This window comes from Streptomyces thermocarboxydus (genome assembly GCF_024760485.1).
In the GTDB taxonomy this organism is placed as follows: Bacteria; Actinomycetota; Actinomycetes; order Streptomycetales; family Streptomycetaceae; genus Streptomyces; species Streptomyces cellulosae.
Map to the genome: position 1 here is coordinate 689,592 of NZ_CP058273.1, position 25,449 is coordinate 715,040.

Genomic DNA, 25,449 nt, shown 5'->3' on the forward strand with positions numbered 1-25,449 from the left:
CCCCGGTCGTCGAACGGTGGACGTCATCACGGCGTCCGGTCCGGCGGCCGGGCCCTGCGCGGTCACCTACCGGGTGACGGGTAAGTGGCCCGGCGGCTTCCAGGGCGAGGTCGTCGTCCGCAACACCAGGAGCACCGCGGTCGACGGGTGGACGCTGCGCTGGACCTTCCCGACGGGCCAGCGGATCACCAGCCTGTGGGGCGGCACGGTGACGCAGAGCGGTGCGGAGGTGAGCGTCGAGGCGGCCCCGTACACCGCGACGATCCCGCCGTCCGGCTCGGTGTCGCTGGGCTTCACGGGCACGCGGGCGGGGACCGACACCGACCCGACGGTGTTCCTGCTGAACGGCGCGGAGTGCTCCGCGGCGTGACGGAGCCGGCTGCCCGGAGGGTCCCTCCCCTTCCGGGCAGCCGTTCGTCGTTGACCGTGGGGTCAGACGAGGTGGGCGAAGACCACCAGGTTCTCGGTGTAGTCCTTGGCCGCGTGGTCGTAGGCGCCGGCGCACGTGATGAGCCGGACCTGCGCGTCGGGGGTGTCGGCGTACACGCGCTCGTTCGGGAAGTCGTCCTTGGCGAAGGCTTCCGCCTCGTCGACGACGAACGTGGCCCGGGTGCCGTCGGCGCGCCGCACCTGGAAGCGGTCGCCCTTCTCCAGTTCGCCGAGGCGCGCGAAGACGGCCGCGGAGGTCTTGGTGTCCACGTGCCCCGCGATGATCGCCGCGCCCGGTTCGCCCGGGGAGGCGCCCTTGGCGTACCAGCCGACGAGGTTGGTGTCGTTCGGCGGGGGCGCCTCGAGCTGGCCCTCGCTGTTGAGGTCGAGGGTGGTGAAGGGGGCGTTCACGCCGATGGACGGGATGACCAGCCGGGTCGGCGCGGAGCGTGGCAGGTGCTTGCCGGGGGACCGTTCGGCGGGGGCCGGAGAGGCGGCGGACCCGCCCTCGGCCGGTCCGGTGGACGCGTCGGCCGAGGGGGCCGCGGCGACCGTGCGGGTGGCGTGCGGTCCGTGGGCGTCGTCGGGCGTGTCCTCGCCGCCGCCCATCAGCGTGGTGGCCAGCAGCAGACCGGCGCCGCCCCAGAAGACCGCGGTCATCACGGAGCGCACTCTGCGCCTCGCCGGGGACGCCTGGTCGGGCTCGACGGGAGTGGGGGCGCTGACCGGCATCGGGGGAACCACCTCATTCGGGCACGGCGGGGGGACTTCAAGGGGGAGGGCTCTTTCGGGGAGACGGTTTTTCAGGGGCAAAGCTCTTCAACGGCGGGGACGCACCAGGGGGGCGAGCGGGGCCGTCGTGGCGCGCGGTGCGCGGGGGACGGCCCCGGTCGCTATGACCCCGGGCATGGCTCAGGCCATGTCCCCGGCGACCTTCTTACGGCGCAGCGCGTAGGCGCCGGTGCCGAGGACCGCCAGCGCGGCCAGGCCGCCCGCCGTGACACCGGGCTGCGAGGCGAGACCGCCGCCGCCGGTGTGCACGCCGCCGTGCGGCTTGTCGTGCTTCCACTCCTTGTCCTGCTTGCCGCTCCAGGACTCCTCGCTCTCGGAGTCGCCCTTCTCCTTGTAGGTCTCGGGGTCGTACTTCGGGTCCTTGGCGGTGCCCCAGTCGTCGCCGGTCACCGCGGAGAGGGCGCCGCCGCCCGTGTGGACTCCGCCGTGCGGCTTGTCGTACTTGCCGCCTCCGTCGTGCTTGCTCTCCTTGTCGTACTCCTCGCTGTAGGAAGACTTGTCGTGTCCGCTGTCGCCGTCGTGGTCGGCGTAGGCCGCGGGGGCGGCGATGGCGAGAGCCGCCGTTGCCGTCGCGGCGGCGAGCACCATGCGGGCAGAGCGCATCTGAGAGTCCTTCCGCTGGAGGCCGGGCAGCTGACTCCGCGTCAGCACAACTCTCCCGGGCTCCGGCCTGATCCACGCTCAGCCATCTCGTGCGGCGCCACCATCCGGGACAATCACACGGGTTAACCCGCCCACCCCTCCGGCCGTGTGCCGGCTCGCTTCCGCCGTGTCCCGCGACCTCTTGCCGCGACATCGGTACGCCGCCTAGCCTGCTTTTGTGCCGCTGATAAACAAAACCCGTCCGCACAGTGCCGTGCCGGGTACCGACCTCGTCCGACTCCGACTCGCCCTGACCGCCTTCTTCGCCCTCGACGGCTTCGTCTTCGCCGGCTGGGTCGTGCGCATCCCCGCCGTCAAGGAACAGACCGGGGCGTCCGCGAGCACCCTGGGGCTCGCGCTGCTCGGCGTCTCCGCGGGCGCCGTGATCACCATGACGCTGACCGGCAGGCTGTGCCGCCGGTACGGCAGCCACCTGGTCACCGTGGTCTGCGCGGTGCTGCTGAGCGTCAGCGTGGCCCTGCCGGCGCTGACCCACTCCGCACTCGCGCTGGGCGCCGTGCTGCTGGTGTTCGGCGCTGCGTACGGCGGGATCAACGTGGCCTTCAACAGTGCGGCCGTCGATTTGGTGGCGGCGTTGGGCCGGCCGATCATGCCGAGTTTCCACGCCGCGTTCAGCCTGGGCGGCATGATCGGCGCGGGGCTGGGCGCCCTGGTCGCCGGCTCCCTGTCGCCGGTCCGGCATCTCACGGGCCTCGCCGTGGTCGCGCTGCTGGTGACGGCGGTCGCGGGGCGGGCGCTGATGCGCTGCGAGCCGCTGACCCCGGCGGACGGAGGACGGCCCGCCGAGGGCTCCGGGCCCCGGCGCGACCGGCGCACCCGCGCCCTGGTGGCCGTCTTCGGGCTGATCGCGCTGTGCACCGCCTACGGCGAGGGGGCGCTGGCCGACTGGGGCGCGCTCCATCTGGAGCAGGACCTGGACGCCTCGCCGGGCGCGGCGGCCGTCGGGTACCTGTGCTTCGCGCTCGCCATGACGGTCGGCCGGCTGAGCGGCACCACACTGCTGGAGCGGCTGGGCCGGACGCGCACGATCCTGGTGGGCGGCTCCACGGCCGCAGCCGGGATGCTGCTCGGCGCGCTCGCCCCGTACCTGTGGGCGGCGCTGCTGGGATATGCCGTGACCGGGCTGGGGCTCGCCAACCTCTTCCCCGTGGCGGTGGAGCGGGCGGGCGCCCTTGCGGGCCCGAGCGGGGTGGCGACCGCCTCCACGCTGGGCTACGGAGGGATGCTGCTCGGCCCGCCCGCGATCGGTTTCATGGCCGACTGGTACAGCCTCCCGGCCGCCCTGACCAGCGTGGCGGTGCTGGCGGCGGTGGCCACCACCATCGGGTTCACGACCCGGCACGTACGGACGGACTGAGCGTCCGGAGGGGATCTCCCGGCGGTGCCGGGGTACCCGGTTCGTCGGCGTCCGCCGGTCCTCCGCCCGGCGGACGCCGCAAGCGACACCGTGCGGACCAGGGAGAGACCGTGAGCGAGCAGCAGAACCCCGTCGACCAGCACCCCACCCCCGACTTCCCCTCCCAGGACCAGCCGCACCCGGGCTGGACCGGCCCCATGGACCCGCCCCCGGACCACGGTGAGGACTCCTACCGGGGCAGCGGCCGCCTGGCGGGCCGTACGGCCGTGATCACGGGCGGGGACTCCGGCATCGGCCGCGCGGTCGCCCTGGCGTTCGCCCGCGAGGGGGCCGACGTGCTTTTCACGTACCTGGACAGCGAGAAGGACGAGGCGGACGAGACCGCACGCTGGGTGGAGGAGGCCGGCCGGCGTGCCGTGGCCGTGTCCTGCGACATCCGGGAGGAGGAGAACTGCCGGGCGCTGATCGACCGTGCGGTCTCCGAGTTCGGCGGCATCGACATCCTGGTGAACAACGCCGCCTACCAGATGTCGCAGCCGGACGGCATCGAGGCGATCACCACCGAGCAGTTCGACCGGGTGGTCCGCACCAACCTGTACGGCATGTTCTGGCTGTGCAAGTTCGCCGTGCCGCACATCAACGAGGGCGGCAGCATCATCAACTCGGCGTCCGTGCAGGCGTACAAGCCGAGCCCGCATCTGCTGGACTACGCGACGACCAAGGGCGCCATCGTCACGTTCACGCAGGGGCTGGCGCAGATGCTGATCGAGCGGGGCATCCGGGTCAACGCCGTGGCGCCGGGCCCGGTGTGGACGCCGCTGATCCCGGCGACGCTGCCGGACACCGCGGAGTTCGGCAAGCAGGCCCCGATCGGGCGTCCGGCGCAGCCGGCCGAGATGGCCCCGGCGTACGTGTTCCTCGCCTCGCAGGAGGCGTCGTACATCACCGCCGAGATCGTGAACGCGACGGGCGGGACGCCGCTGCCGTAAGGCATCGGGAAAAGCACTGATCGCGGCGGCCCTCCGTGGGGCAGACTCCCGGCCATGGAGACTGCCTGGTACCTGGAGATTCTCGAGCACGAGGGCCGGTCGCTGGCCGACGCGGCAGAGCAGGCGGGGCCCGACGCCCCCATACCCGCCTGCCCGGACTGGCAGGTGCGGGACCTGCTGCGGCACACCGGCGTGGTGCACCGGTGGGCGGCGGGCTTCGTCGCCGACGCGCGTCCGACGCCCCGCCCGATGGAGGAACACCCGGACCTGGACGGTGAGGAGCTGGTCGCCTGGTACCGCGCCTGCCACCGCGCGCTGCTCGACACGCTGCACGAGGCGAAGCCGGACGTGGAGTGCTGGACCTTTCTGCCGGGCGCCGAGTCCGGGCTCGGCTTCTGGGCCCGCCGCCAGGCCCATGAGACGGCCGTGCACCGCTACGACGCGGAGGGGGCGCTCGGTGGCGAACCGACGCCCGTCGCCGCGGACTTCGCGGTGGACGGCGTCGACGAACTGCTGCGCGGCTTCCACGCCCGCCGCAGGAGCCGCGTCCGCACCCCCGAGCCGCGCGTGCTCCGGGTCCGCGCGACCGACGCGGACGCGGTGTGGACCGTACGGCTGTCGCAGGAGCCGCCGGTGACCACGCGGGACGCGGCCGGGGACGCGGAGTGCGAGGTGTCGGGTCCCGCCGCCGAGCTGTACCTGTCGCTGTGGAACCGGCTCCCCGTGCCGACGGTGACGGGTGACGCGGCGCTCGCGGAGCTGTGGCGGGAGACGTCCGCGATCGTCTGACGCCGAGTCCGGGGGTGCTTGCCCGCCGGCCGCCCGCCTGTTTCACTCCCGGCATGCGGGAACACGGGGGACGTCGGACACGCGGCAACGGCCGGCGCGGTCAGGCCGAGCGGGACGCGATCACCGTCGAGATCGGATACGCGCTGTGCAGCGCGGCCTTCGCGGCGGCCGTGGTGTTCGGCGCGGTGGCGGGCCCCGCGCTGCTGTTCGCGCCGCCGGGGACGGCGGAGACCGTGCTGGTGCGCGGGGGCGGGGTGCTCGCGGGAGTGCTGTTCGCCGTGCGGACCGTGTCCGTCCTGGTGCGGTTCCGGCGGGAGTCTCAGCCCAGCCAGCCCGGCCGCACAAGCCCTGACTCGTAGGCGAGGACGACCAGTTGGGCGCGGTCGCGGGCGCCCAGTTTCACCATGGTGCGGCTGACGTGGGTCTTGGCGGTGAGCGGGCTCACCACCAGACGGCGGGCGATCTCCTCGTTGGTCAGGCCGAGTCCGACCAGTGCCATCACCTCCCGCTCCCGCTCGGTCAGCTCCGACAGGGCGCCGGCGGCGGCCGGTTCCTTGGAGCGGGCGGCGAACTCGGCGATCAGCCGGCGCGTCACGCTCGGCGAGAGCAGGGCGTCCCCGTCGACCACCGCCCGTACGGCGCGCAGCAGTTCGTCGGGCTCGGTGTCCTTCACCAGGAAGCCGGAGGCGCCCGAGCGGATCGCCTCGAAGACGTACTCGTCCAGCTCGAAGGTGGTGAGCATGACCACCTTCACCTCGCCCAGGTCCGGGTCCTCGGTGACGCGGCGGGTGGCGGCGAGGCCGTCCAGGGCGGGCATGCGGATGTCCATCAGCACGACGTCGGGCCGCAGTTCGCGGATCAGGCGCAGCGCCTCCTCGCCGTCGGCGGCCTCCCCCGCCACCTCGATGTCCGGCTGTGCGTCCAGCAGGGCGCAAAAGCCCGCCCTGACCAGTGACTGGTCGTCGGCGAGCACCACACGGATCACCGGTCCTCCTCGGTCGCGATCGGCAGAACGGCGAGCACACGGAACCCTCCGTCCGGGCGGGTGCCCGCCTCGATGGTGCCACCGAGCGCGGAGGCCCTCTCCCGCATCCCGGCGAGCCCGTTGCCGGTGCCGCCCGCGTCCGCGCCGGTGGCGGGCCCGTCGTCGTCGACCGTCAGCCGCAGCCGTCCCTCACCGTGTTCGATGTGTACGCGTGCCTCGCGGGACCCGGAGTGCCGTACGACGTTGGTGAGGGCCTCCTGGACGATGCGGAAGGCGGCCAGGTCGGCGCCGGGCGACAGCCGGGGCGGCTCGCCCTCGACGGTGACGGTCAGTCCGGCGCTCGCGGCCTGTTCGACCAGTTCGGGGAGCCGGTCCAGGCCGGGCGCGGGGGTGCGCGGGGCGGCTCCGGGGGCGCGCAGGGTGTCGAGCACCTGGCGGACCTCGCCGAGCGCCTCCTTGCTCTTGGCCTTGATGGTGGTGAGCGCGGTGCGGGCCTGCTCGGGGTCACTGTCCAGCAAAGCGAGCCCCACTCCGGCCTGCACGTTGATGACGGAGATGCTGTGCGCGAGCACGTCGTGCAGTTCGCGGGCGATGCGCAGCCGCTCCTCGTCGGCGCGCCGCCGCTCCGCACGGGCACGCTCGGCCCGCTCCCGCGCCCACTGTTCGCGGCGGACGCGGGCCAGTTCGGACACGGCGAGGAGCGCCACCGCCCAGGTGGCGACGACGATCTCCTCCGTCCAGGGGGCCGCGTCGTCGCCCGACGGAGGCAGCCACCGGTACAGGACGTGGACGAGCAGCAGATGCCCGCCCCACAGCGTCCCCATCGCCGCCCAGGCCGCGTACCGCCGCCCCGAGACGACGACGGTGAAACACGCCACCGCGACGGTCAGGAGGACGGGCCCGTACGGATATCCGGCCGCGAAGTAGACGAGGACAGTGGCGACCGTGCCCCACAGCACGGCGACGGGTCGCCGCCACCGCCACAGCAGCAGCGCACCCGACACGAACAGCAGCACGCCGCCCAGCGGGTCGAGGGCGACCCGCTCGCCCGCCTGGGCGTGGCCGGCGAAGCCGGAGCCGACCAGGACGAAGGCGGTGAACAGCAGGGTGGAGGGCCACGGCCACCGGGCGCGGCCGGCCGACTCCAGGTTCTCGTCCCGCTCGGCGGCGCGGCGGCTCCACCCGGGCGGCCCGTGCCGCCACCACCGGGGCGGCGGCCCCCCGGGTCGCCACCGTTGCGGCAGGCCGGTACCGGGCCCACGCTGTTTCTGCATGTGCGCCACGCTAGACGCCCCGGCGGACGGGCGGCGTCGGCCGGACGGCGTGATCACACGTACTCCCGGGGAAGTACGCCCGGGCGGGGTGGGGGCTTGGGAGACGCCCGGGACGGCGTTCGATCGCGTCGGCGGCTCTGCAGGCGGGGAGCCTGAGCGAGGCCGGTCCCCAGACCGAACGCGCAGGCCGACCACGGGGGCGGAGTCCGGGGACGCCGGCCAGGCGCGGGCCCACCCAGCGGGCGCCCCTGCGAGGCGCGCGGCCCGGGAGACGCGGGGCCGCAGGCCGACGGCGGAGGCGCGGAATCCCGAAGGCGCGAGCCGGTCGCAAACCCACCCCGCGGGCGGCGCCGCGACCGAGCCCGGAAGGCGTCGAACCGCAGGGCCGCCCGCGAGAGGCGAAACCAGCAAGGCCGCCGTGTGGGCGAACCGCCAAGTGCGCCGTCCAGGAAACGCGGGCCGCAGGCCGACGGCGGAGACGCGGAAACCGGGAGACACCGACCGGTCGCAGCCCCACCCCGCGGCCGGCACCACAGGCCGCACAGTCCAGGAAGCGCCGACAGGACCCACGCCCACCACGCAGGCAAGACCGCAAGGCGCACAGCCCAGACACCGGGCCGCAGACCGACGGCGAGGCGAGGAGCGGAGGTACCGCGGAACGGCATTCGACCGCGCGTGGCCGGAATTGCGGGGCTCGGAGCCCGGAAGACGCCGGGCCGCAGACCGACCACAAGGCGCGCAGCCCAGGAAGCACCGACCGGTCGCAGCCCCACCCCGCGGCCGGCACCACAGGCCGCACAGTCCAGGAAGCGCCCACAGGGCCCACGCCCACCACGCAGGCAAGACCGCAAGGCGCACAGCCCAGACACCGGGCCGCAGACCGACGGCGAGGCGAGGAGCGGAGGTACCGCGGAACGGCATTCGACCGCGCGTGGCCGGACCTGCGGGGCGCGGAGCCCGGAAGACGCCGGGCCGCAGACCGAGCGCAATGCGCGCAGCCCAGGATGCAGCGACCGGTCGCAGACCCACCCCGCGGGCGGCGTCACAGGCCACGCGGCCCAGGAAGCGCCGGCCGGGCGCAGACCCACCCGACTGGCGGCACCCCAAGGCGTACTAAGAAGCGCCGGCGTGCCGGAGACCTACCGTGCGGGCGAGGCCGCCGATCGTGTGGCGGAAGAACGCGTCCCGTTCCTCCACGATCCGGGTGAACTGGCCGAACACCTCGAAGCCGATCAGGCCGAGCAGCTGCGCCCAGACGGCCACGCAGGCCGGCGCCACCGCGGGCGGCAGATCGGGGACGAAGTCCGCCGCCATCCGCGCGGCCTCGGCCTCCAGGCCGGCGGGAACGGCCGGGACGTCCAGCTCCCCGGCCCGATGGGCGTCGCGGACGACCTCGATGAGGGCGAAGCCCACCCGCGAGGCCGCCGGGACGGTGGTCGCGGGCGCGGCGTAACCGGGCACGGGCGAGCCGTAGATCAGCGCGTACTCGTGCGGATGCGCCAGCGCCCAGCCGCGGATGGCCTCGCACACGGCGGTCCAGCGCTCCCCCGAGGCGGCTCCGGCGGACGCCTTCAGGGCCGCTTCCGCCGTCTCGCCGAGGGAGTCGTAGGCGTCGATGATGAGAGCGGTCAGCAGGTCGTCACGACTGGGGAAGTAGCGGTAGATCGCGGAGGACGCCATGCCGAGCGCTCTGGCCACGGCCCGCAGGGACAGCTCGGCGGCGCCCTGCTCGGCGAGCCGCCGCCGCGCCTCCTCCTTGATGGCCGCGGTGATCTCGATCCTGGCCCGCGCGCGGGCACCGTGCGGTGTGCTCGTCATGCCGTCAGTGTTCCACGAAAACAGAGCGGTGCACACAAACGAGAGCACTGCTCTTGCGTCGCCGCGCCGAACCGGGCACACTGAAGTCGAAGCGAGAGCAGTGCTCACACATCAGAGCGGCGCTCTCCACATGCCCTTCCCGGAGGTCCCGATGTCGTCGTCCGCCCCGTACTACTTCACCGCCGGTCCCCTCGCCACCCGCTTCAACCGGATCGTCGGCTGGCTGGCCCGGCACGGCATCAGCCTCGCCGGCACCGCAGAGCTGTCCGTCCGCGGCCGCAAGAGCGGGCAGATGCAGCGCGTCCCGGTCAACCCGCACACCTACGAGGGGCAGCAGTACCTGGTCTCGGCGCGCGGGCACTCCCAGTGGGTGCGCAACATGCGGGCCGCCGGCGGCGGTGAGCTGCGCGTGGGCCGCAAGGTGCGCACCTTCACGGCGGTGGAGATCCCCGACGAGGAGAAGCTGCCGCTGCTGCGGACCTACCTGGAGAAGTGGGGCTGGGAGGTCAACCAGTACTTCAAGGGGGTCACCGCCAAGTCCTCCGACGAGGAGATCCTGACGGCGGCCCCCGACCACCCGGTCTTCCGGATCACCGTCGAGGGCTAACCCCGAACCACCGTCGGGGACCGAGCTCCCACACCGTCCGACACAGACCCCGGTCACCGTCCAGGGCCGACCCGGCCCCGGTCACTGCCCGGAACCGCCCTCCCCGCCCCCGCTCGCCGGACGCCGGTCCAGTGCCATCAGCGCGCGGTGGGCCATCGGGTGGGTGCGGACCAAATCGCCGAGCGTCGTCGAGCCCTGCGTGATGTCCTTGAACGCCTTCCACGCGGGGCGGAAGCCCGTCAGCACCGCGTGGAAGACACCCGGACGCTGCTCGAACGCCGCCAGCATCCGCTTGCCGACGCTCATCTCGACGCCGAGGCCCGCCTTCACGGCGAACGCGTAGTTGAGGGCCTGGCGCCGGGTGTCCACGGCGTCGTGCGCCTCGGCGATGCGCACCGCCCACTCCCCCGCCAGCCGGCCGGAGCGCAGCGCGAAGGAGATGCCCTCGCGGGTCCACGGCTCCAGCAGCCCCGCCGCGTCACCGCAGACCAGCACGCGGCCGCGGGACAGCGGCGAGTCGTCGGCCCGGCAGCGGGTCAGATGCCCGGAGGAGATCGCCGGTTCGAAGCCGGCGAGACCCAGCCGGGCGATGAAGTCCTCCAAGTACCGCTTGGTGGCGGCGCCTTCGCCACGCCGCGAGATGACACCCACGGTGAGGGTGTCGCCCTTGGGGAAGACCCAGCCGTAACTGCCGGGCATGGGTCCCCAGTCGATGAGCACCCGCCCCTTCCAGTCCTCGGCAACCGTCTCCGGCACCGGGATCTCCGCCTCGAGGCCCAGGTCGACCTGGTCCAGCTTGACCCCGACGTGCGCCCCTATGCGGCCGGCGCTGCCGTCGGCGCCGACCACGGCCCGCGCGAGCACCGTCTCGCCGCCCTGGAGGACGACGGCGACCGTGCGCCGGTCCGGGACGGCCGAGCCGTGCTGCTCGACGCGCTGCACGGCGACGCCCGTGCGCAGTTCGGCCCCGGCCTTCTGCGCGTGCTCGACGAGCTGCTGGTCGAACTCGGGCCGGTTGATGAGCCCGAAGAGCATCTGCCGGGAGCGGCGGGTGCGGGTGAAGCGGCCGTTGCTGGAGAACGTCACCGCGTGCACCCGGTCCTTGAGCGGCAGCTCGAAGCCGGGCGGCAGCGCGTCGCGCGACGGACCGATGATGCCGCCGCCGCAGGTTTTGTAGCGGGGCAGCTCCGCCTTCTCCAGCAGCAGCACGCGCCGCCCCGCGACCGCCGCCGCGTAGGCCGCCGACGCCCCCGCGGGTCCCGCGCCCACCACGACGACGTCCCACACCTGCCGCACGTCGTCCGCCGAAGAGTTGTCGCTGCTCACGATGGTCCGCTGCTCCGATCACGCCGCCTGCCGCTGCTGTCCTCCCGCATCCTACGGCGGCGGTCGTCACGGTCCGCTGTGGGAGGATCGGCGCGTGAGTGGCCCTTACATGGGTCACTCACGCACACCACACGATCATCGCGTACCGAGAAGTACGCACTTGCACAACGTCGCACCTACAAGGAGCGTGCCCATGTCGTCGAATCCGGTCGCCGTGACCGTCGCCTCACTGATGCCCAGGGCGAAGGAGGAGCTCACCGAGCTGGTGGCCTTCAAGTCGGTGGCGGACTTCGACCAGTTCCCCCGTGAGGAGAGCGAGGGCGCGGCCCGCTGGATCGCCGACGCGCTCACCGCCGAGGGCTTCCAGGACGTCGCCCTGCTCGACACCCCGGACGGCACCCAGTCGGTCTACGGCTACCTGCCCGGCCCGGAGGGCGCGAAGACCGTGCTGCTGTACGCGCACTACGACGTGCAGCCGCCGCTGGACGAGGCCGGCTGGACCACGCCGCCGTTCGAGCTGACCGAGCGGGACGGCCGCTGGTACGGGCGCGGCGCCGCCGACTGCAAGGGCGGCGTCATCATGCACCTGCTCGCGCTGCGCGCCCTGAAGGCGAACGGCGGCGTGCCGGTCAACGTCAAGATCATCGTGGAGGGCTCGGAGGAGCAGGGCACGGGCGGCCTGGAGCGGTACGCCGAGGAGCACCCGGACCTGCTCACCGCCGACACGATCGTCATCGGCGACGCGGGCAACTTCCGCGCCGGCCTGCCGACCGTCACCACCACACTGCGCGGTATGACGCTGGTGCGGGTGCGCGTCGACACGCTCGAGGGCAACCTGCACTCGGGGCAGTTCGGCGGTGCCGCGCCCGACGCGCTGGCCGCGCTGGTGCGGGTGCTGGACTCGCTGCGCGCGGAGGACGGCAGCACGACCGTGGACGGCCTGACCGGCGACAGCGCCTGGGAGGGCATCCAGTACGAGGACGAGCAGTTCCGCAAGGACGCCAAGGTGCTGGACGGCGTGGAGCTGATCGGCTCCGGCACGGTCGCCGACCGCATCTGGGCGCGCCCTGCGGTCACCGTGCTCGGCATCGACTGCCCGCCGGTGGTCGGCGCCACGCCGTCCGTGCAGGCGAGCGCGCGGGCGCTGATCAGCCTGCGGGTGCCGCCGGGCGTGGACGCGGCGAAGGCGACCGAACTGCTGCGGGCGCACATCGAGTCGCACACGCCGTGGGGCGCGCGGGTCACCACCGAGCAGATCGGCCAGGGCCAGGCGTTCCGCGCCGACCCGGCCAGCCCCGCGTACCAGGCCATGGCGGACGCGATGGCGGCGGCGTACCCGGGCCAGGAGATGCAGTACGCGGGTCAGGGCGGCTCGATCCCGCTGTGTAACACGCTCGCCGCCCTCTACCCGAAGGCGGAGATCCTGCTGATCGGCCTGAGCGAGCCGGAGGCGCAGATCCACGCGCTGAACGAGAGCGTGTCCCCGGACGAGCTGGAGCGGCTGTCGGTGGCGGAGGCGCTGTTCCTGCGCAACTACGCCTCCGGCTCCAACTGACCGGCGCCCTCTGCCGAGAGCAGAGCCTCCGCCTCCGGGCGGGGGCCCTGCCCTACGGTCCTGGGCATGGACGCCGTCGAGCTGCTTCCCCGCCTGGTGATGCTGCGCTTCCCGGTCGGCCAGGCGTACGTCTGGCGTGACGGCCCGGACGCGCTGACCCTGATCGACGCCGGACCGGCGGGGTCGGGCGCGCGGATCGTCGAGGCCGTGACGTCCCTCGGCACGCGCCCGGAGGCCGTCCGGCGGATCGTGGTGACCCACTTCCACGAGGACCACGCGGGCGGCGCGGCGGAGGTCGCGGCGCTGACCGGGGCGGAGGTGCTGGCCCATCGGCTCGACGCGCCCCACGTGCGCGGCGACGTGCCGGGTCCGCCCCCGATGCTGGAGGACTGGGAGCGCCCCCTGCACCGGCGCGCGCTGTCCCTGCTGCCTCCGGACGACCCGGAACGCCCTTCTCGGATCACGGAGTTGTCGGACGGGGACGTCCTGGACATCGGCGGCGGCGCCCGGGTGCTGCACGTCCCGGGGCACACCCGGGGCAGTATCGCCCTCCATCTGCCCGAGGACGGCGTTCTGTTCACCGGCGACACGGTGGCGGCGTCACCGACGGACGGCGTGCCGATCCCGGGCGTCTTCAATCTGGACAGGGGACAGCTCATGGCGTCCTGCGCCCGCTTGGCGGGCCTCGACCCGGAGGTGGCCTGCTTCGGCCACGGCGACCCGGTCCTGGAGAACGCGGGAGCGGGGCTGCGGGCGATGCTGGAAGCGACCGGCCGGGACGCCGGCCGCTGAGATCGCCGCCGGGCATGGGACCGGCGGAAAAGTCCGCCGCCCGCCCCACCCCGCCTGGGCCGGCCGCGCGAAGACGGGACATCCCCCGCCGGTGCCGGGCGACGAGTCTCCGTGCCGGTAACCCGTAGGGCACGACGGAAGGCCCGCGCCGCGGCACGGCTGAGGCGCCGCGCGAGGAGCCACTTCAGGTCACCGCCCCACGCCCGCGGAGGCTCGACACAGCAGGCGCGCCGGAGGCGTCATAGGCCCCGAGAACCGACCGGCTCGGCCGCCCGCGCCTCCCACACGCTACGGCGACGGGGCCCACGCGTCACGCGAGCCATGCAGGGGACGACAGTCCGAGTGCCGTAAGTCCCCTCACCCCACCGGCACGCCGCCCTCCAGGTACATCGCCCGGCCGCGTTCCCGGGCCCGCAGCGCGCGCCGGAGGCGTTCGTAGCGGACGGGGGGCAGCAGGTGGGCCGCCTCGGCCTCGGAGGCGAAGCGCCAGGCGCGCAGTTCGGGGCCGGGCAGCAGCATGCGTCCTGCGTCCTCGGAGTCGAGGCGGCCGCCGTCGAACAGCAGCCTCAGTCCGCCGAAGGCGGGCGGCGCGGGCGGCTCCCAGTCGACGACGAGGAGGGCCGGGACGTCGTCGAGCCGTATGCCGGTCTCCTCGGCGACCTCCCGCATGCCGGCCCGCGCCGGCGCCTCACCGCGTTCGACGACCCCGCCGGGGAACTCCCAGCCGGCCTTGTAGGTCGGGTCGACGAGCAGCACCCGGTCCTGCTCGTCGAAGAGCAGCACCCCTGCGGCGACGGTCTCCGCCGTCGGCTCGGGCGTCTGCACGATGTCGCAGGCGGGCACCTCCCCGCTGCCGACCGCCTCGGCGATACGGCGGGCGGTGTCGCGCGGGGTGAGGCAGCCGCTGTCGATGGGGTAGGCGTCGGCGGTGAGCCAGGCGGCGAGCGCCGCCTTGAACGGTTCGATGTGGTCGTACGACCACTGCCGGACGCGTATCTCCCCGTCGGGAAGGTCCTCCGGGACCTCGCGGCCGGCTATCCGTTCCCGCAGGATCGTTTCGGCCGGGGCGAGCAGGACATGGCGGACCGGTATGCGCCGGGCGGCGAGGCCGCCGAAGATCTCGTCCCGGTACTCCTGGCGCAGCAGGGTCATGGGGACCACCAGGGTCCCGCCGAGCTCGGCGAGCATCGCGGCCGCCGTGTCGATCACGAGGCGTCGCCAGATCGGGAGGTCCTGGAAGTCACCGACCTCGGCGAGGTGCTTGGGCGGGAGCAGCCGGTCCAGTGCTCCGCCGATGACCTCGGGGTCGAAGAGCGTGCTGTTCGGGATCAGCTCGATCAGTTCGCGCGCGGTGGAGGTCTTCCCCGCACCGTACGCCCCGTTGATCCAGACGATCACGGTTCCCCCTCTTCTGTTGGCCCCCTGAGGCTTGCCCGTTCCACCCTGCCACGGAAACCAGATCAAGTTGAGAACACATGACGGCGGCGCCGGCGCCCCGTGGGGAGGGGTGCCGGCGCCGCCGTCGACGCCGCGTGGGGCCCGTCAGGCCTTGCCGTCCCGGTCGACGTCCAGCTCCAGCGTGTTGTTCTCCGCGACCATGCGGTCGAGGGAGCTGAGCGTGTTCTCGACGTCGAGCGTGCCGAGGGCGGGGGTCTCGGTGAGCGCGTGCGACGGGGTGACGGCCGCGACGACGAAACCGGTGGCAAGGGAGGCGATGGCGAGCATGCTGCGCTTCTTCATGCCCGGCTCAACTGCGGAACAGGCCGTTCGGTCACGGCCCGCTTTCCCGGGCCCCGGGACCGGTCTCCGGCCGGGCTCGGACGCGCAACGGCACAGCTGGTCAGGGCAGCGCCGAGGCCCGGCAGGAGCTCACGCATCGCCGCGACGCCCACGTCCGGACGCGCTGACCGGCCAAGCCCACCTGCGCCCCCGGCCCAAGGGATCTCACCGGCCAGGCAACGACCCACCAGGGCGCAGCCGCCGGGGCGACGCCGAACACCGGCCGAACCTCTGCCGCCCGCACGTCCGGAAGCGGGACCGGCCGCGCCCCACAGCCGCCCCGGCCAAGGGCCGTCTCCGGCCGAGCCCGGCCGCGCCCCTCACACCCCCGCAACCTCCACGTCCGTCCTCCCCATCAGCGCCGCCGCTGCCGCCCCCACCAGACCCGCGTCCGTGCCCGTCTGGGCCGGGACCACCGTGAGGCGCTGGACGAAGGACAGGGTGGCGTACTCGGTCAGCGCCTTCCGCAGCGGGGCGAACAGCACCTCGCCCGCCTTGCCCACGCCTCCGCCGATCACCGCGATGTCGATCTCGACGAGGGTCGCCGTGGCGGCTATGCCGGCGGCGAGGGCACGGGCCGCCCGCTCGAAGGAGGCCACGGCGACCGGTTCGCCGGCGCCGGCCGCGGCGGCCACCGCGGCGGCGGAGGTGTCGCCGTCCGGGCCGGGCCGCCAGCCGTTCTCCAGCGCGCGCCGCGCGATGTTCGGACCGCTCGCGATCCGCTCCACGCAGCCGCGCGCCCCGCACGGGCACGGGTCGCCGTCGAGGTCCACGCTGATGTGGCCGATGTGCCCCGCGTTGCCGGTGGGTCCCGGGTGCAGTCGCCCGCCGAGCACCAGGCCGCCGCCGACGCCCGTGGAGACGACCATGCACAGCGCGTTGTCGTGGCCGCGGGCCGCGCCCTGCCAGTGTTCGGCGGCCGTGATGGCGACCCCGTCGCCGATCAGCTCGACGGGCAGTCCGCCGGACGCGTCCCGCACCTTGGCGACCAGCGGGTAGTCGCGCCACCCGGGGACGTTGACCGGGCTCACGGTGCCGGCGGAGGCGTCGACGGGTCCCGCGCTGCCGATGCCGACCGCTCCGGCGCGCTCCCAGAGGGGGGACGCGGCGAGGTCGCCGATCACCGCCCCGACGGCCGCCATGACGGTGTCGCCGTCCTCCCGCGCGGGGGTCGGCCGCTGGGCCCGGGCCAGGATCCGGCCCTCACGGTCCACCAGCGCGCCGGCGATCTTGGTGCCGCCGATGTCGAGCGCAGCCACGAGGTCGGTGTGCATCAGAGTCGGATCTCCCCGTCAACCATCGGAAACCATCAGAGAACACGCTGGGAACGGCCATGCGCGACCGCGAGGCAACACATGGAACGCGCGCAACGGCCCGTCGAGCGGTCAGGTGCGGGCCGGAGTGTGCGTCGCACAGTGTCTCCCGACGCTGACAACGTTGTCCAGGCTCTATGCTCGACGCCACATCCTCATACAAGCCCATGGACTCACGCATCCCCGTGGCCGACAGGACAGGACACCGCATCGTGCCGGAGACGACCCGCCGCACCGACCGCTTCCCAGGGACCCGATACGGCAACCGTCCGACGATGAAGGACGTGGCCGCCCGCGCCGGGGTGGGCCTGAAGACGGTCTCCCGTGTGGTGAACGGCGAGCCGGGCGTGACCCCGGAGACCGAGCGGCGCGTGCAGGAGGCGATCGAGGCGCTCGGCTTCCGCCGCAACGACAGCGCGCGGGTGCTGCGCAAGGGCCGCACCGCCAGCATCGGCCTGGTCCTGGAGGACCTCGCGGACCCGTTCTACGGTCCGCTGAGCCGGGCCGTGGAGGAGGTGGCCCGCGCCCACGGTGCGCTGCTGATCAACGGGTCGAGCGCGGAGGACGCCGACCGTGAGCAGGAGCTGGTGCTGGCGCTGTGCGCCCGCCGGGTGGACGGCCTGGTGGTGATCCCGGCCGGCGACGACCACCGCTATCTGGAGCCGGAGATCAAGGCCGGGGTCGCCACGGTGTTCGTGGACCGTCCGGCCGGGCACATCGACGCGGACGTGGTGGTGTCGGACAACTTCGGGGGCGCGCGTGACGGCGTGCGCCATCTGATCGCGCACGGGCACCGCAGGATCGGCTTCATCGGCGACATGCCCCGCATCCACACGGCGGGCGAGCGGCTGCGCGGCTACCGCACCGCCATGGAGGACGCGGGGATACCGGTGGCGGACGCCTGGATGTCGCTGGGCGTCACGGACCCCGAGCGGGTGCGCCGGGCGGCGCGGGAGATGCTCTCCGGGCCGGAGCCGGTCACCGCGATCTTCACCGGCAACAACCGGGTGACGGTCACGGTGATCCGGGTGCTGGCCGAGCACGCCCGCCCGGTCGCCCTGGTCGGCTTCGACGACATCGAGCTGGCCGATCTGCTGCAGCCCGGCGTCACGGTCGTCGCGCAGGACGCCGCCGCCCTCGGCCGGACCGCCGCCGAACGGCTGTTCCGCCAGCTCGACGGCACACTGATCGCCCCGGAGCGCATCGAACTGCCGACCCGTCTGATCACCCGCGGCTCGGGCGAGCTGCCCCCGGCGGACTGAGCGGGGGCGGGGCCGATGGAGGACCGTACGCTGGCGGCGCTGGGGCTGGACGTGGTGCCGCGCGAGCATCCGCTGGAGTATCCGGGCGCCTGGCCGCGCGAGTCGGGGCTGCTCGACGGGGACCGGCTGCTGCCGCTGGGCCGGTGGGTGTTCGAGGACCGGGTGCCGGTGATCTCGATCGGCTCCAACGCCTGCCCCGCGCAACTGCGCCACAAGCTGGCCGACTCGGGGATCACCTCCCCGCTGCCGATGGTGCGGGCCCTGGTGACGGGCGTCGGCATCGGCGTCTCGGCGCACGTGAGCCTGATGGGCTACGTCTCCAACTCGCCCGTGGCGACGCCGGGACGGGTGAGCGAGCTGTTCGTGCTCTGGCTGGACGCCCGGCAGCTCACGGTGATCGACGCGAGCGAGGGCGTGCCACTCCCGCACGGCAACTTCCGCCGCGCGTGGCTGCCCGCGCCGGACGTCCGCATCGAACTCCCCGACGGCGGCACGCTCCCGGGCGCGTACGCCTACGTCAACCGCCGGGGCGTCCTCCACGACGGCACGGGCACCCCCCGCACCCACCCGGGCCAACGCCCCCTGCTGACCAACCTCCTGGCGACCCTCCCCCGCCTGCGGGACCTGTTCGGCACCACACCGGAAACCTTCTCCGCCCGGGCCCGCGCGGACCGCGCACTCTGCGAGAAGGGGTCCCGGCTGTTCGCCGAGGAGGGGTTGGTGACGACGGGCGGGTTGGAGCGGTACGTGACGCCACCCGGCGGCGCGGAACCGGGCGCCCCGTCGGACCTGCCCCGGACTTAGCGCACCCGTGCCACCTGCGCCACCGGCGAGTCCGCGAGACCGTAGCCGAGCGTCTGCGGGCGCGTGGACTGGATCGCCGAGTAGCCGGGCTCGTTCTTCTGGAACTCCTTCAGGGCCGCGAGCCCCGCATGGTCGCGCGGGCTCAGCTCCACCTCGCCCTCCGGCGGGCCCCCGAACGCCATCGTCAGATGCATGCCCGCCAGCCGGTCCGCCGCCGTGTGCCCGAGCTGGGCGGTGACGAACGCACCCAGTCACCGCCGCGCGCCGCCCAGCGCCCGTAGCCGAGGCGGTCCATCAGCTCCGCCCACGCGTCCGCGATGCGCTCGACTCCCCAGCCGGGACCGGCCGGGGAGTCGCTGAGTCCGTAGCCGGGGAGCGAAGGGCAGACGACGTGGAAGGCCTCCGCCGGGTCGTCGGGCGAGGTCAGCGGCTCGACGAGGTCGAGGAACTCCACGACGCCGCCGGGCCAGCCGTGCGATCTGCGCCGGCGGCTCGCGGGCACGCGCCGGCCTGACCAGGAGACCGTGGATGACTGGTCGCAGAGTGTCCCGCCGGCGTGCATACGGGAGTTGGCCGCGTACTGGCGCGACGGCTACGATCTGCGCGCGCGGAGGCGCGCAGCGGCATCTGCCGGGCGTAGAACTCCAGAACCCCGGGGTAGAGATCGGTCACGGCTGCTCCTCCCGTCGAGGGTGTCCACCCTGCTGCACCCTGTCCAGCAGCTCTGGAGGATGGCTCAGGGCCCCGGTGGCCGATGGAGGAGGGCCGGATCGAGGAGTACTCCGACACGTTCACCGAGGACGGCGTCTTCGAGCACGCCCTCGGCTGGCGTCCGGAGGGCCGCGAGCAGTTCATCGAGGGCACCCGCTCCGGCCTGGCCCGCTACGCCGGCAAGGCGCTGCGGCACTGGCACGACCGCTTCACCGTGGACCGCCGCCCGGACGGCGCCCTGGACGTCACCTACCTCGCCATGGTCAGCCTGGTGGACGAGCAGGGCCAGGTGACGTTCGAGCCGAGCTGTACGGTGCGGGACGTCCTGGTGTGGAGCGAGGAGGGCGCGGGCGGCGGCCGGTGGCGCACCCGGTCACGCTTCCTGCGGCACGACACGTCGGATATGAGCCGGGTCTGGGAGGGCAGGCTCACCGGACGTACCTGAGCGAGAGGACACAGAGACCGTGGATCGCATGCCGGCCCCGGAAGTGCTCGACAACAAGGCACTGGGCCGTGCCACCCTCGCCCGCCAGCTGCTGCTGCGACGGCACGCCATGACGGCCACCGAGGCCATGGAGCACCTGGTCGGTCTCCAGGGCCAGCTGGCCAACCCGCCCTACCTGGGCCTGTGGTCGCGGCTCTCCAAGTTCGCGATCACGGATCTCACCGAGCTCCTGACCAGCCGCAAGGCCGTACGCGGCGGGCTGATGCGCGGCACGCTGCACGTCGTGACGGCACGGGACTTCCTGCGGCTGCGGCCCGTCCTGCAGCCCGTGCACGACAAGGCGCAGCGCGGGTTCTTCCGACGCGACACCGAGGGGATGGACCTCGGCGAACTTGCCGCGTTCTGCGCCTCGGTCCTCGATGAGCGGTACTCCACCAACGTCGAGCTGCGCAAAGCCCTGGCGGCGAAGTGGCCCGAGCGCAACGCCACTTCGCTGCTGCACTCGGTGCAGTACCTGCTGCCCACGGTCTACGTACCGCCCGGCGGCACCTGGGGCACGGGCGGCTCGACCCCGCTGGCCACCGTCGACTCCTGGCTCGGCACGCCGCTGCCGGAGTCCGACGGGCCCTCGGAGATGATCCTGCGCTACCTCGCGGCGTTCGGCCCGGCCTCCGTCAAGGACATCCAGGCCTGGTCGGGACTGACACGGCTCAAGCAGCCGGTGGACGAACTGCGCCCGAAACTCGTGACGTTCCGCTCGGCGGAGTCCGGCGTCGAGCTGTTCGACCTGCCCGATGCGCCGCGTCCCGACGCCGGCACGCCCGCGCCGGTCCGGTTCCTGCCCGAGTTCGACAACCTCCTGGTGGCCCACGCCGACCGCACCCGCGTGATCAGCGACGAGCACCGGGCGATCACCAACACCCGCAACGGAGGCGTCGCGGCCACCGTGCTCGTGGACGGCAAGGTCGCGGGCCGCTGGCGCCTGGTGCGCGCCAAGAAGGCGGTGACGCTGGAGATCGAGCCGTTCGCGCCGTTCGCCGCGTCCGACAGGAAGCAGGTGCTCGCCGAGGGCGAGGCGCTGCTGGCCTTCGCCGGGGAGGACGCGGAGGAGCGGGACGTACGTTTCGTGTGACGGCGGGACGTACGGCGGCAGGGCATACGGCGGCGCCGGTTCAGCCCGCAGACGCAGCGTCGCCAGATAGTGCACCGCCGAATTCTCCACCGATTTCAGATCCCACCGCGTGCCTTCGAGGATCCGGTCCAGGTCCGTCGGCGGAATCACCGCGCACTCGACCCAGTCGCTCGCCAGGAGCGGGTCAGGCGACGTGGGGACGTCGAGGCCGTCGTCGAACAGCAGCGCGCCGGGAGCGGCCACCTCGGCGAGCGCGCCGAGGATCGCGCGGGCCCGCTCCCTGACAGGCGCGGCGTCACCCGCCACACCGGAGGCGCAGGTGCCAGCGATGAAGAGGGGACCGCCCCCACGCCCTCCGTACCGGCGGAGCCCAACAGCTACGCCGGGTTCGTCGCCGTCTCCGCCGACGCGTGGTCGGGTTCGTACCGCAGCAGATCTCCCGGCTGGCACTCCAGTACCTCGCACAGCGCGGCGAGTGTCGTGAACCGGACCGCCTTCGCCCGGCCGTTCTTCAGGACGGCCAGGTTCGCCGGGGTGATGCCGACGCGTTCGGCTAGTTCGCCCACGGACATCTTGCGCCGGGCGAGCATCACGTCGATGTCGACGGCGATCGGCATCAGATCACCTCGGCCAGCTCGGCCCGCATCCGGGAGGCCTCCAGCTCCCGCGCCACGGCCTGGGCGAGCAGCATCCGCAGGACGAGGACGACGAGCGCGATGCCCACGATCGCCAGGCCGACCCCGCCGACCAGGAGCACGACGCCGGGCGCGACGGCCTCCCCGGGGGCCAGCAGCGCGCCGAGCGTGAAGACCAGCAGGGCCGCGGCGACGAACGCGCCGATCACGATGTGGACGTAGCGGAAGGCGGCGTAGGAGAAGACCGTGCCGCGGCGGGCCATGGTCACCAGCCGCCAGACGCAGATCAGCACGGTCTGGGCGGCCAGCACGATGAGCACCACGACGGCCAGGAGCGGGGTCCGCACATAGGCGTACCGCTCGTCCAGCCCGTCCAGGTCGCTCGCCAGCAGCGGCACCATCACCGTCTGCACCGCCAGGGAGCCCGCCAGCAGCGCCGCGATCACCGCGCGCAGCGCGAGCACGGTTACCTGTCCCATCGCCACTCCTCCACTCGAAGCACGATGGGAATCTATCGATTTTCGATAGGCTGCGCAATTCCGGGCGGCCGGCCCTTCACTGCGCCGAGGCGGTCAGCCCTCCGCGCCGGGGCGAGGCGTACGACTCCAGCCCCGCGTGATCCAGACCGCTCTCCCGCGCCACCTCCGCCTCGTCCAGCGCACCGCAGTCCAGCCCGCGCAGCAGATACCCGGCGAGGGCCTTGGCCGTGGCCGGCTCGTCCATCACGTCTCCGCCGGCCCTCTCGGCGTACCGCTGGAGACGGGCGGCGGCCTGCGCGAAGCCCTCGCGATAGAAGGCGAAGACCGCGGCGTAGCGGGTGGGGAGGTGGCCGGGGTGCATGTCCCAGCCCTGGTAGTAGGCGTGGGCGAGGGCGCGGCGGGTCAGGCCGTAGTGCAGGCGCCAGGCGTCGTGGACCTTCTCGGTCGTCCCGACCGGAAGGACGTTCGTGGAGCCGTCCGAGAGGCGGACCCCGGTGCCGGCGGCGGCGACCTGCATGACGGCCTTGGCGTGGTCGGCGGCGGGGTGGTCGGAGGACTGGTACGCGGCCGAGACGCCGAGGCAGGCACTGTAGTCGAAGGTGCCGTAGTGCAGGCCGGTGGCGCGGCCGTCTGCGGCCTGGATCATGCGGGCGACGGTGGCGGTGCCGTCGGCGGCGAGGATGGACTGGCTGGTCTCGATCTGGATCTCGAAGCCGATGCGGCCGGGTGCGAGGCCCCAGGTCTTCTCGAAGGCGTCGAGCAGCCGGGCCATGGCGGCGACCTGCTCGGCGTAGGTGACCTTGGGAAGGGTGAGGACGAGTCCGTCGGGCAGTCCGCCGGACCGCATCAGGCCGGTGAGGAAGATGTCGAGGGTGCGGATGCCGCGGTCACGGACGGCCGCCTCCAAGCACTTCATGCGGATGCCGGTCCAGGGGGCCGCGGTGGCCGCCGTGCCGTGCGCGGAGGCCTCGGCGACCAGGCGGGCGGCGCGGGCTGCGGTCGCGTCCTCCTCGGCGTCGGGGCGATGGCCGTAACCGTCCTCGAAGTCGATGCGCAGGTCCTCGACCGGTTCGCGCTCCAGCTTGGCGCGGACCCGCGCGTACACGTCCTCGGCGAGCTCGCCGTCCATCCCGAGGACCGCGCCGAAGGACGCGGCGTCGGGGGCGTGTTCGTCGAGCGCCGCGAGCGCCTGGTCGCCCCATGCGCGCACGGTGCCGGCGTCGAACTGGTCGCCGGGGACGTACACGGTGTGGACGGGCTGACGGGTGCCGGGGTCGCCGGGGTACAGGCGCTCCAGTGCGGCGTCGACCGGTGCGAGCGAGGCGCCGATCTCCTCGGCGACGGCGCTCGCGAGACTCGTCGACACCCGCTCCTGCCGGTCCTGGCCCATGCCGCCCTCCCAGACGTCCGCGTCCCCGAACCCGTCGTCGCGTTTCCGCGATACGGATTCAACAATTCGTTGAAGGACGGTATCCGTCGGTCTCCGCACCGGTCAACACCGTCCTACGGGCCGGGCCGGCCCGCCACCGCGCCCCGGACGACGACGAGGCCCCCGCGACCGGTGCGGTCGCGGGGGCCTCGGACGGTTCCGGGGGTGATCAGCCCTTGCGGGCCTTGACCTCCTCGGTCAGCTGCGGGACGACGTCGAACAGGTCGCCGACGACGCCGAAGTCGACCAGCTCGAAGATCGGGGCCTCGGCGTCCTTGTTGACGGCCACGATGGTCTTCGAGGTCTGCATACCGGCACGGTGCTGGATCGCGCCGGAGATGCCGTTCGCGATGTACAGCTGCGGCGACACCGACTTGCCGGTCTGGCCGACCTGGTTGGTGTGCGGGTACCAGCCGGCGTCGACGGCGGCACGCGAGGCGCCGACGGCCGCGCCGAGCGAGTCGGCGAGGGCCTCGATGATCGCGAAGTTCTCCGCGCCGTTGACACCGCGGCCGCCGGAGACGACGATCGCGGCCTCGGTGAGCTCCGGACGGCCGGTGGACTCACGCGGGGTGCGGCCGGTGACCTTGGTGCCGGTCGCCTGCTCGGAGAAGGTGACGCTCAGGGACTCGACCGCGCCGGCGGCCGGGGCGGCCTCCACGGCGGCCGAGTTCGGCTTGACCGTGATGACCGGGGTGCCCTTGGAGACGCGGGACTTGGTGGTGTAGCTGGCGGCGAACACCGACTGGGTGGCCACGGGGCCTTCGTCGCCGGCCTCGAGGTCGACGGCGTCGGTGATGATGCCGGAGCCGATGCGCAGCGCCAGGCGGGCGGCGATCTCCTTGCCCTCGGCGGAGGACGAGACCAGCACGGCGGCCGGGGACACCGCGGCGACCGCGGCCTGGAGGGCGTCCACCTTGGGAACGACCAGGTAGTCGGCGTACTCGGCGGCCTCGTGGGTGAGGACCTTGACCGCGCCGTGCTCGGCGAGCGTGGCGGCGGTGTCGCCGGCGCCGTTGCCCAGCGCCACGGCGACCGGCTCGCCGATGCGGCGGGCGAGGGTCAGCAGCTCCAGGGTCGGCTTGCGGACGGCGCCGTCCACGTGGTCGACGTAGACGAGAACTTCAGCCATGGGACTTCTTCTCTCCTGCTTGCGAAGTATGAGGGGCGGGAAGCGAGCCGTGCCTTGCGGCTCAGATGAACTTCTGGCTCGCGAGGAACTCGGCGAGCTGCTTGCCGCCCTCGCCCTCGTCCTTGACGATCGTGCCCGCGGTGCGGGCCGGACGCTCGGACGCCGACTCCACCGTGGTCCAGGCGTTCTGCAGGCCGACCTCGTCGGCGTCGATGTCGAGGTCGGAGAGGTCCCAGGACTCCACCGGCTTCTTCTTGGCCGCCATGATGCCCTTGAAGGACGGGTAGCGGGCCTCGCCCGACTGGTCGGTGACGGACACGACCGCGGGGAGGGACGCCTCGAGCTGCTCGGAGGCGGCGTCGCCGTCGCGGCGGCCGGTGACCTTGCCGTCCTCGACCTTCACCTCGGACAGGAGCGTCACCTGCGGCACGCCGAGGCGCTCCGCGAGCAGCGCCGGGACGACGCCCATGGTGCCGTCGGTGGAGGCCATGCCGGAGACGACCAGGTCGTAACCCGCCTTCTCGACGGCCTTGGCAAGGACGAGGGAGGTGCCGATGGCGTCCGTGCCGTGCAGGTCGTCGTCCTCGACGTGGATGGCCTTGTCGGCGCCCATGGACAGCGCCTTGCGCAGCGCGTCCTTGGCGTCCTCGGGACCCACGGTCAGGACGGTGACCTCCACGTCGTCGTCCGAGTTCTCCGCGATCTGCAGCGCCTGCTCGACCGCGTACTCGTCCAGCTCGGAGAGCAGACCGTCCACGTCGTCACGGTCGACGGTCAGGTCATCGGCGAAGTGCCGGTCGCCAGTGGCGTCGGGCACGTACTTCACAGTGACAACGATCCTCAAGCTCACGCCGGCTCTCCTACTGCATCGTCATTTCTGGCTGCCTGCCTGCAGGCAGCATAGGCGCCTCAAGCGGGCGGTCCCGGTCGGGGCGACCCACGCTCCGATCGA

General features: G+C 73.3%; 28 protein-coding genes. 12 read left to right on the plus strand and 16 right to left on the minus strand.

The features are described 5' to 3' along the window. Positions 1 to 16: 16 nt before the first annotated feature. Entirely contained in the window at positions 17 to 370 is a 354-nt protein-coding gene (locus tag AY578_RS03160; RefSeq protein ID WP_370879104.1) for a cellulose-binding domain-containing protein, read from the plus strand. A gap of 62 nt (positions 371 to 432) precedes the next feature. Here AY578_RS03160 and AY578_RS03165 read toward each other — a convergent pair whose 3' ends face one another. Further along, positions 433 to 1,161: a class F sortase gene (locus AY578_RS03165; RefSeq protein WP_019524607.1), complete on the minus strand. Its 729-nt coding sequence runs from the start codon at positions 1,159 to 1,161 to the stop codon at positions 433 to 435. Between the two features lie 180 nt (positions 1,162 to 1,341). Next, positions 1,342 to 1,824, minus strand: coding sequence for a hypothetical protein (locus AY578_RS03170; RefSeq protein ID WP_251144416.1), 483 nt, complete (start codon positions 1,822 to 1,824; stop codon positions 1,342 to 1,344). Positions 1,825 to 2,077: 253 nt separating this feature from the next. Here AY578_RS03170 and AY578_RS03175 point away from each other — a divergent pair, with 253 nt between their 5' ends. The 4 genes from AY578_RS03175 to AY578_RS03190 all read left to right on the plus strand — a co-directional run bounded on the left by AY578_RS03175 (position 2,078) and on the right by AY578_RS03190 (position 5,378). After that, positions 2,078 to 3,241 (plus strand): MFS transporter, encoded by a 1,164-nt coding sequence (locus AY578_RS03175; protein WP_019524609.1) that lies wholly within the window; start codon positions 2,078 to 2,080, stop codon positions 3,239 to 3,241. A gap of 110 nt (positions 3,242 to 3,351) precedes the next feature. Continuing rightward, positions 3,352 to 4,230, plus strand: a complete 879-nt coding sequence (locus AY578_RS03180) for an SDR family oxidoreductase (RefSeq protein ID WP_028961329.1) — start codon at positions 3,352 to 3,354, stop codon at positions 4,228 to 4,230. A gap of 54 nt (positions 4,231 to 4,284) precedes the next feature. Then, positions 4,285 to 5,019, plus strand: coding sequence for a maleylpyruvate isomerase family mycothiol-dependent enzyme (locus AY578_RS03185; RefSeq protein ID WP_136237318.1), 735 nt, complete (start codon positions 4,285 to 4,287; stop codon positions 5,017 to 5,019). Positions 5,020 to 5,072: 53 nt separating this feature from the next. Beyond that, positions 5,073 to 5,378, plus strand: coding sequence for a DUF6332 family protein (locus AY578_RS03190; RefSeq protein WP_028961327.1), 306 nt, complete (start codon positions 5,073 to 5,075; stop codon positions 5,376 to 5,378). On the opposite strand, the gene AY578_RS03195 is transcribed toward AY578_RS03190, so the two are convergent. From AY578_RS03195 to AY578_RS03205, 3 genes are all read right to left on the minus strand, one after another. After that, positions 5,339 to 6,004 (minus strand): response regulator, encoded by a 666-nt coding sequence (locus AY578_RS03195; protein WP_028961326.1) that lies wholly within the window; start codon positions 6,002 to 6,004, stop codon positions 5,339 to 5,341. The two genes, AY578_RS03190 and AY578_RS03195, sit on opposite strands and share 40 nt — an antisense overlap. Further along, positions 6,001 to 7,278, minus strand: coding sequence for a sensor histidine kinase (locus AY578_RS03200; RefSeq protein ID WP_215048384.1), 1,278 nt, complete (start codon positions 7,276 to 7,278; stop codon positions 6,001 to 6,003). The genes AY578_RS03195 and AY578_RS03200 overlap by 4 nt, the downstream gene beginning before the upstream one ends. Positions 7,279 to 8,391: 1,113 nt before the next feature. Further along, on the minus strand, positions 8,392 to 9,096 hold the full coding sequence (locus AY578_RS03205; protein WP_028959950.1) for a TetR/AcrR family transcriptional regulator: 705 nt from the start codon (positions 9,094 to 9,096) through the stop codon (positions 8,392 to 8,394). Between the two features lie 130 nt (positions 9,097 to 9,226). Between AY578_RS03205 and AY578_RS03210 the strand changes: the two genes are divergently transcribed. Beyond that, positions 9,227 to 9,703 carry a nitroreductase family deazaflavin-dependent oxidoreductase gene (locus tag AY578_RS03210; RefSeq protein WP_251144141.1) on the plus strand — a complete coding sequence of 159 codons (477 nt, stop codon included), beginning with the start codon at positions 9,227 to 9,229 and terminating at the stop codon, positions 9,701 to 9,703. 81 nt (positions 9,704 to 9,784) lie between these two features. Here AY578_RS03210 and AY578_RS03215 read toward each other — a convergent pair whose 3' ends face one another. Further along, the gene (locus AY578_RS03215; protein ID WP_019524617.1) at positions 9,785 to 11,029 is read right to left on the minus strand and encodes a geranylgeranyl reductase family protein; all 1,245 of its coding nucleotides are present in this window, start codon (positions 11,027 to 11,029) and stop codon (positions 9,785 to 9,787) included. 193 nt (positions 11,030 to 11,222) lie between these two features. Here AY578_RS03215 and AY578_RS03220 point away from each other — a divergent pair, with 193 nt between their 5' ends. Both AY578_RS03220 and AY578_RS03225 read left to right on the plus strand, forming a co-directional pair. Then, the gene (locus AY578_RS03220; RefSeq protein WP_136237320.1) at positions 11,223 to 12,584 is read left to right on the plus strand and encodes a dipeptidase; all 1,362 of its coding nucleotides are present in this window, start codon (positions 11,223 to 11,225) and stop codon (positions 12,582 to 12,584) included. Between the two features lie 66 nt (positions 12,585 to 12,650). Next, the gene (locus AY578_RS03225) at positions 12,651 to 13,376 is read left to right on the plus strand and encodes an MBL fold metallo-hydrolase (RefSeq protein WP_161232952.1); all 726 of its coding nucleotides are present in this window, start codon (positions 12,651 to 12,653) and stop codon (positions 13,374 to 13,376) included. Between the two features lie 357 nt (positions 13,377 to 13,733). Here AY578_RS03225 and AY578_RS03230 read toward each other — a convergent pair whose 3' ends face one another. From AY578_RS03230 to AY578_RS03240, 3 genes are all read right to left on the minus strand, one after another. Continuing rightward, positions 13,734 to 14,774, minus strand: coding sequence for an NUDIX hydrolase (locus AY578_RS03230; protein ID WP_215048383.1), 1,041 nt, complete (start codon positions 14,772 to 14,774; stop codon positions 13,734 to 13,736). A 144-nt stretch (positions 14,775 to 14,918) separates the two neighbouring features. Beyond that, positions 14,919 to 15,116 carry a hypothetical protein gene (locus AY578_RS03235; protein WP_028959947.1) on the minus strand — a complete coding sequence of 66 codons (198 nt, stop codon included), beginning with the start codon at positions 15,114 to 15,116 and terminating at the stop codon, positions 14,919 to 14,921. 359 nt (positions 15,117 to 15,475) lie between these two features. Further along, the gene (locus tag AY578_RS03240; RefSeq protein WP_136237321.1) at positions 15,476 to 16,429 is read right to left on the minus strand and encodes an ROK family protein; all 954 of its coding nucleotides are present in this window, start codon (positions 16,427 to 16,429) and stop codon (positions 15,476 to 15,478) included. Positions 16,430 to 16,635: 206 nt separating this feature from the next. Between AY578_RS03240 and AY578_RS03245 the strand changes: the two genes are divergently transcribed. Together AY578_RS03245 and AY578_RS03250 are read left to right on the plus strand one after the other, a co-directional pair. Beyond that, a complete protein-coding gene (locus AY578_RS03245) occupies positions 16,636 to 17,730 on the plus strand; it encodes a LacI family DNA-binding transcriptional regulator (protein ID WP_199781941.1) in 1,095 nt (364 codons plus the stop codon). A 15-nt stretch (positions 17,731 to 17,745) separates the two neighbouring features. Next, entirely contained in the window at positions 17,746 to 18,534 is a 789-nt protein-coding gene (locus AY578_RS03250) for a hypothetical protein (RefSeq protein ID WP_028959945.1), read from the plus strand. Here the strand turns inward: AY578_RS03250 and AY578_RS03255 are convergent. Both AY578_RS03255 and AY578_RS03260 read right to left on the minus strand, forming a co-directional pair. Continuing rightward, positions 18,531 to 18,728 carry a hypothetical protein gene (locus tag AY578_RS03255; protein ID WP_019524626.1) on the minus strand — a complete coding sequence of 66 codons (198 nt, stop codon included), beginning with the start codon at positions 18,726 to 18,728 and terminating at the stop codon, positions 18,531 to 18,533. The genes AY578_RS03250 and AY578_RS03255 overlap by 4 nt on opposite strands. Further along, complete coding sequence (locus AY578_RS03260; protein WP_026243775.1) at positions 18,719 to 19,036, minus strand: alpha/beta fold hydrolase; 318 nt, start codon at positions 19,034 to 19,036, stop codon at positions 18,719 to 18,721. The genes AY578_RS03255 and AY578_RS03260 overlap by 10 nt, the downstream gene beginning before the upstream one ends. Positions 19,037 to 19,288: 252 nt before the next feature. Between AY578_RS03260 and AY578_RS03265 the strand changes: the two genes are divergently transcribed. Both AY578_RS03265 and AY578_RS03270 read left to right on the plus strand, forming a co-directional pair. Further along, positions 19,289 to 19,690, plus strand: a complete 402-nt coding sequence (locus AY578_RS03265) for a nuclear transport factor 2 family protein (RefSeq protein WP_019524627.1) — start codon at positions 19,289 to 19,291, stop codon at positions 19,688 to 19,690. A gap of 28 nt (positions 19,691 to 19,718) precedes the next feature. Further along, positions 19,719 to 20,822, plus strand: coding sequence for a winged helix DNA-binding domain-containing protein (locus AY578_RS03270; protein WP_136237323.1), 1,104 nt, complete (start codon positions 19,719 to 19,721; stop codon positions 20,820 to 20,822). Positions 20,823 to 21,199: 377 nt separating this feature from the next. Here AY578_RS03270 and AY578_RS03275 read toward each other — a convergent pair whose 3' ends face one another. The 5 genes from AY578_RS03275 to AY578_RS03295 form a co-directional block, all read right to left on the minus strand. After that, on the minus strand, positions 21,200 to 21,439 hold the full coding sequence (locus AY578_RS03275) for a helix-turn-helix domain-containing protein (protein ID WP_019524629.1): 240 nt from the start codon (positions 21,437 to 21,439) through the stop codon (positions 21,200 to 21,202). After that, positions 21,439 to 21,936 carry a DUF2975 domain-containing protein gene (locus AY578_RS03280; RefSeq protein ID WP_210637828.1) on the minus strand — a complete coding sequence of 166 codons (498 nt, stop codon included), beginning with the start codon at positions 21,934 to 21,936 and terminating at the stop codon, positions 21,439 to 21,441. The genes AY578_RS03275 and AY578_RS03280 overlap by 1 nt, the downstream gene beginning before the upstream one ends. A 76-nt stretch (positions 21,937 to 22,012) precedes the next feature. Continuing rightward, positions 22,013 to 23,326 carry a DUF6986 family protein gene (locus AY578_RS03285; protein ID WP_258902018.1) on the minus strand — a complete coding sequence of 438 codons (1,314 nt, stop codon included), beginning with the start codon at positions 23,324 to 23,326 and terminating at the stop codon, positions 22,013 to 22,015. Between the two features lie 208 nt (positions 23,327 to 23,534). Continuing rightward, on the minus strand, positions 23,535 to 24,497 hold the full coding sequence (locus AY578_RS03290; RefSeq protein WP_019524632.1) for an electron transfer flavoprotein subunit alpha/FixB family protein: 963 nt from the start codon (positions 24,495 to 24,497) through the stop codon (positions 23,535 to 23,537). A gap of 61 nt (positions 24,498 to 24,558) precedes the next feature. Beyond that, a complete protein-coding gene (locus AY578_RS03295) occupies positions 24,559 to 25,347 on the minus strand; it encodes an electron transfer flavoprotein subunit beta/FixA family protein (protein WP_137210196.1) in 789 nt (262 codons plus the stop codon). Positions 25,348 to 25,449: the final 102 nt, after the last annotated feature.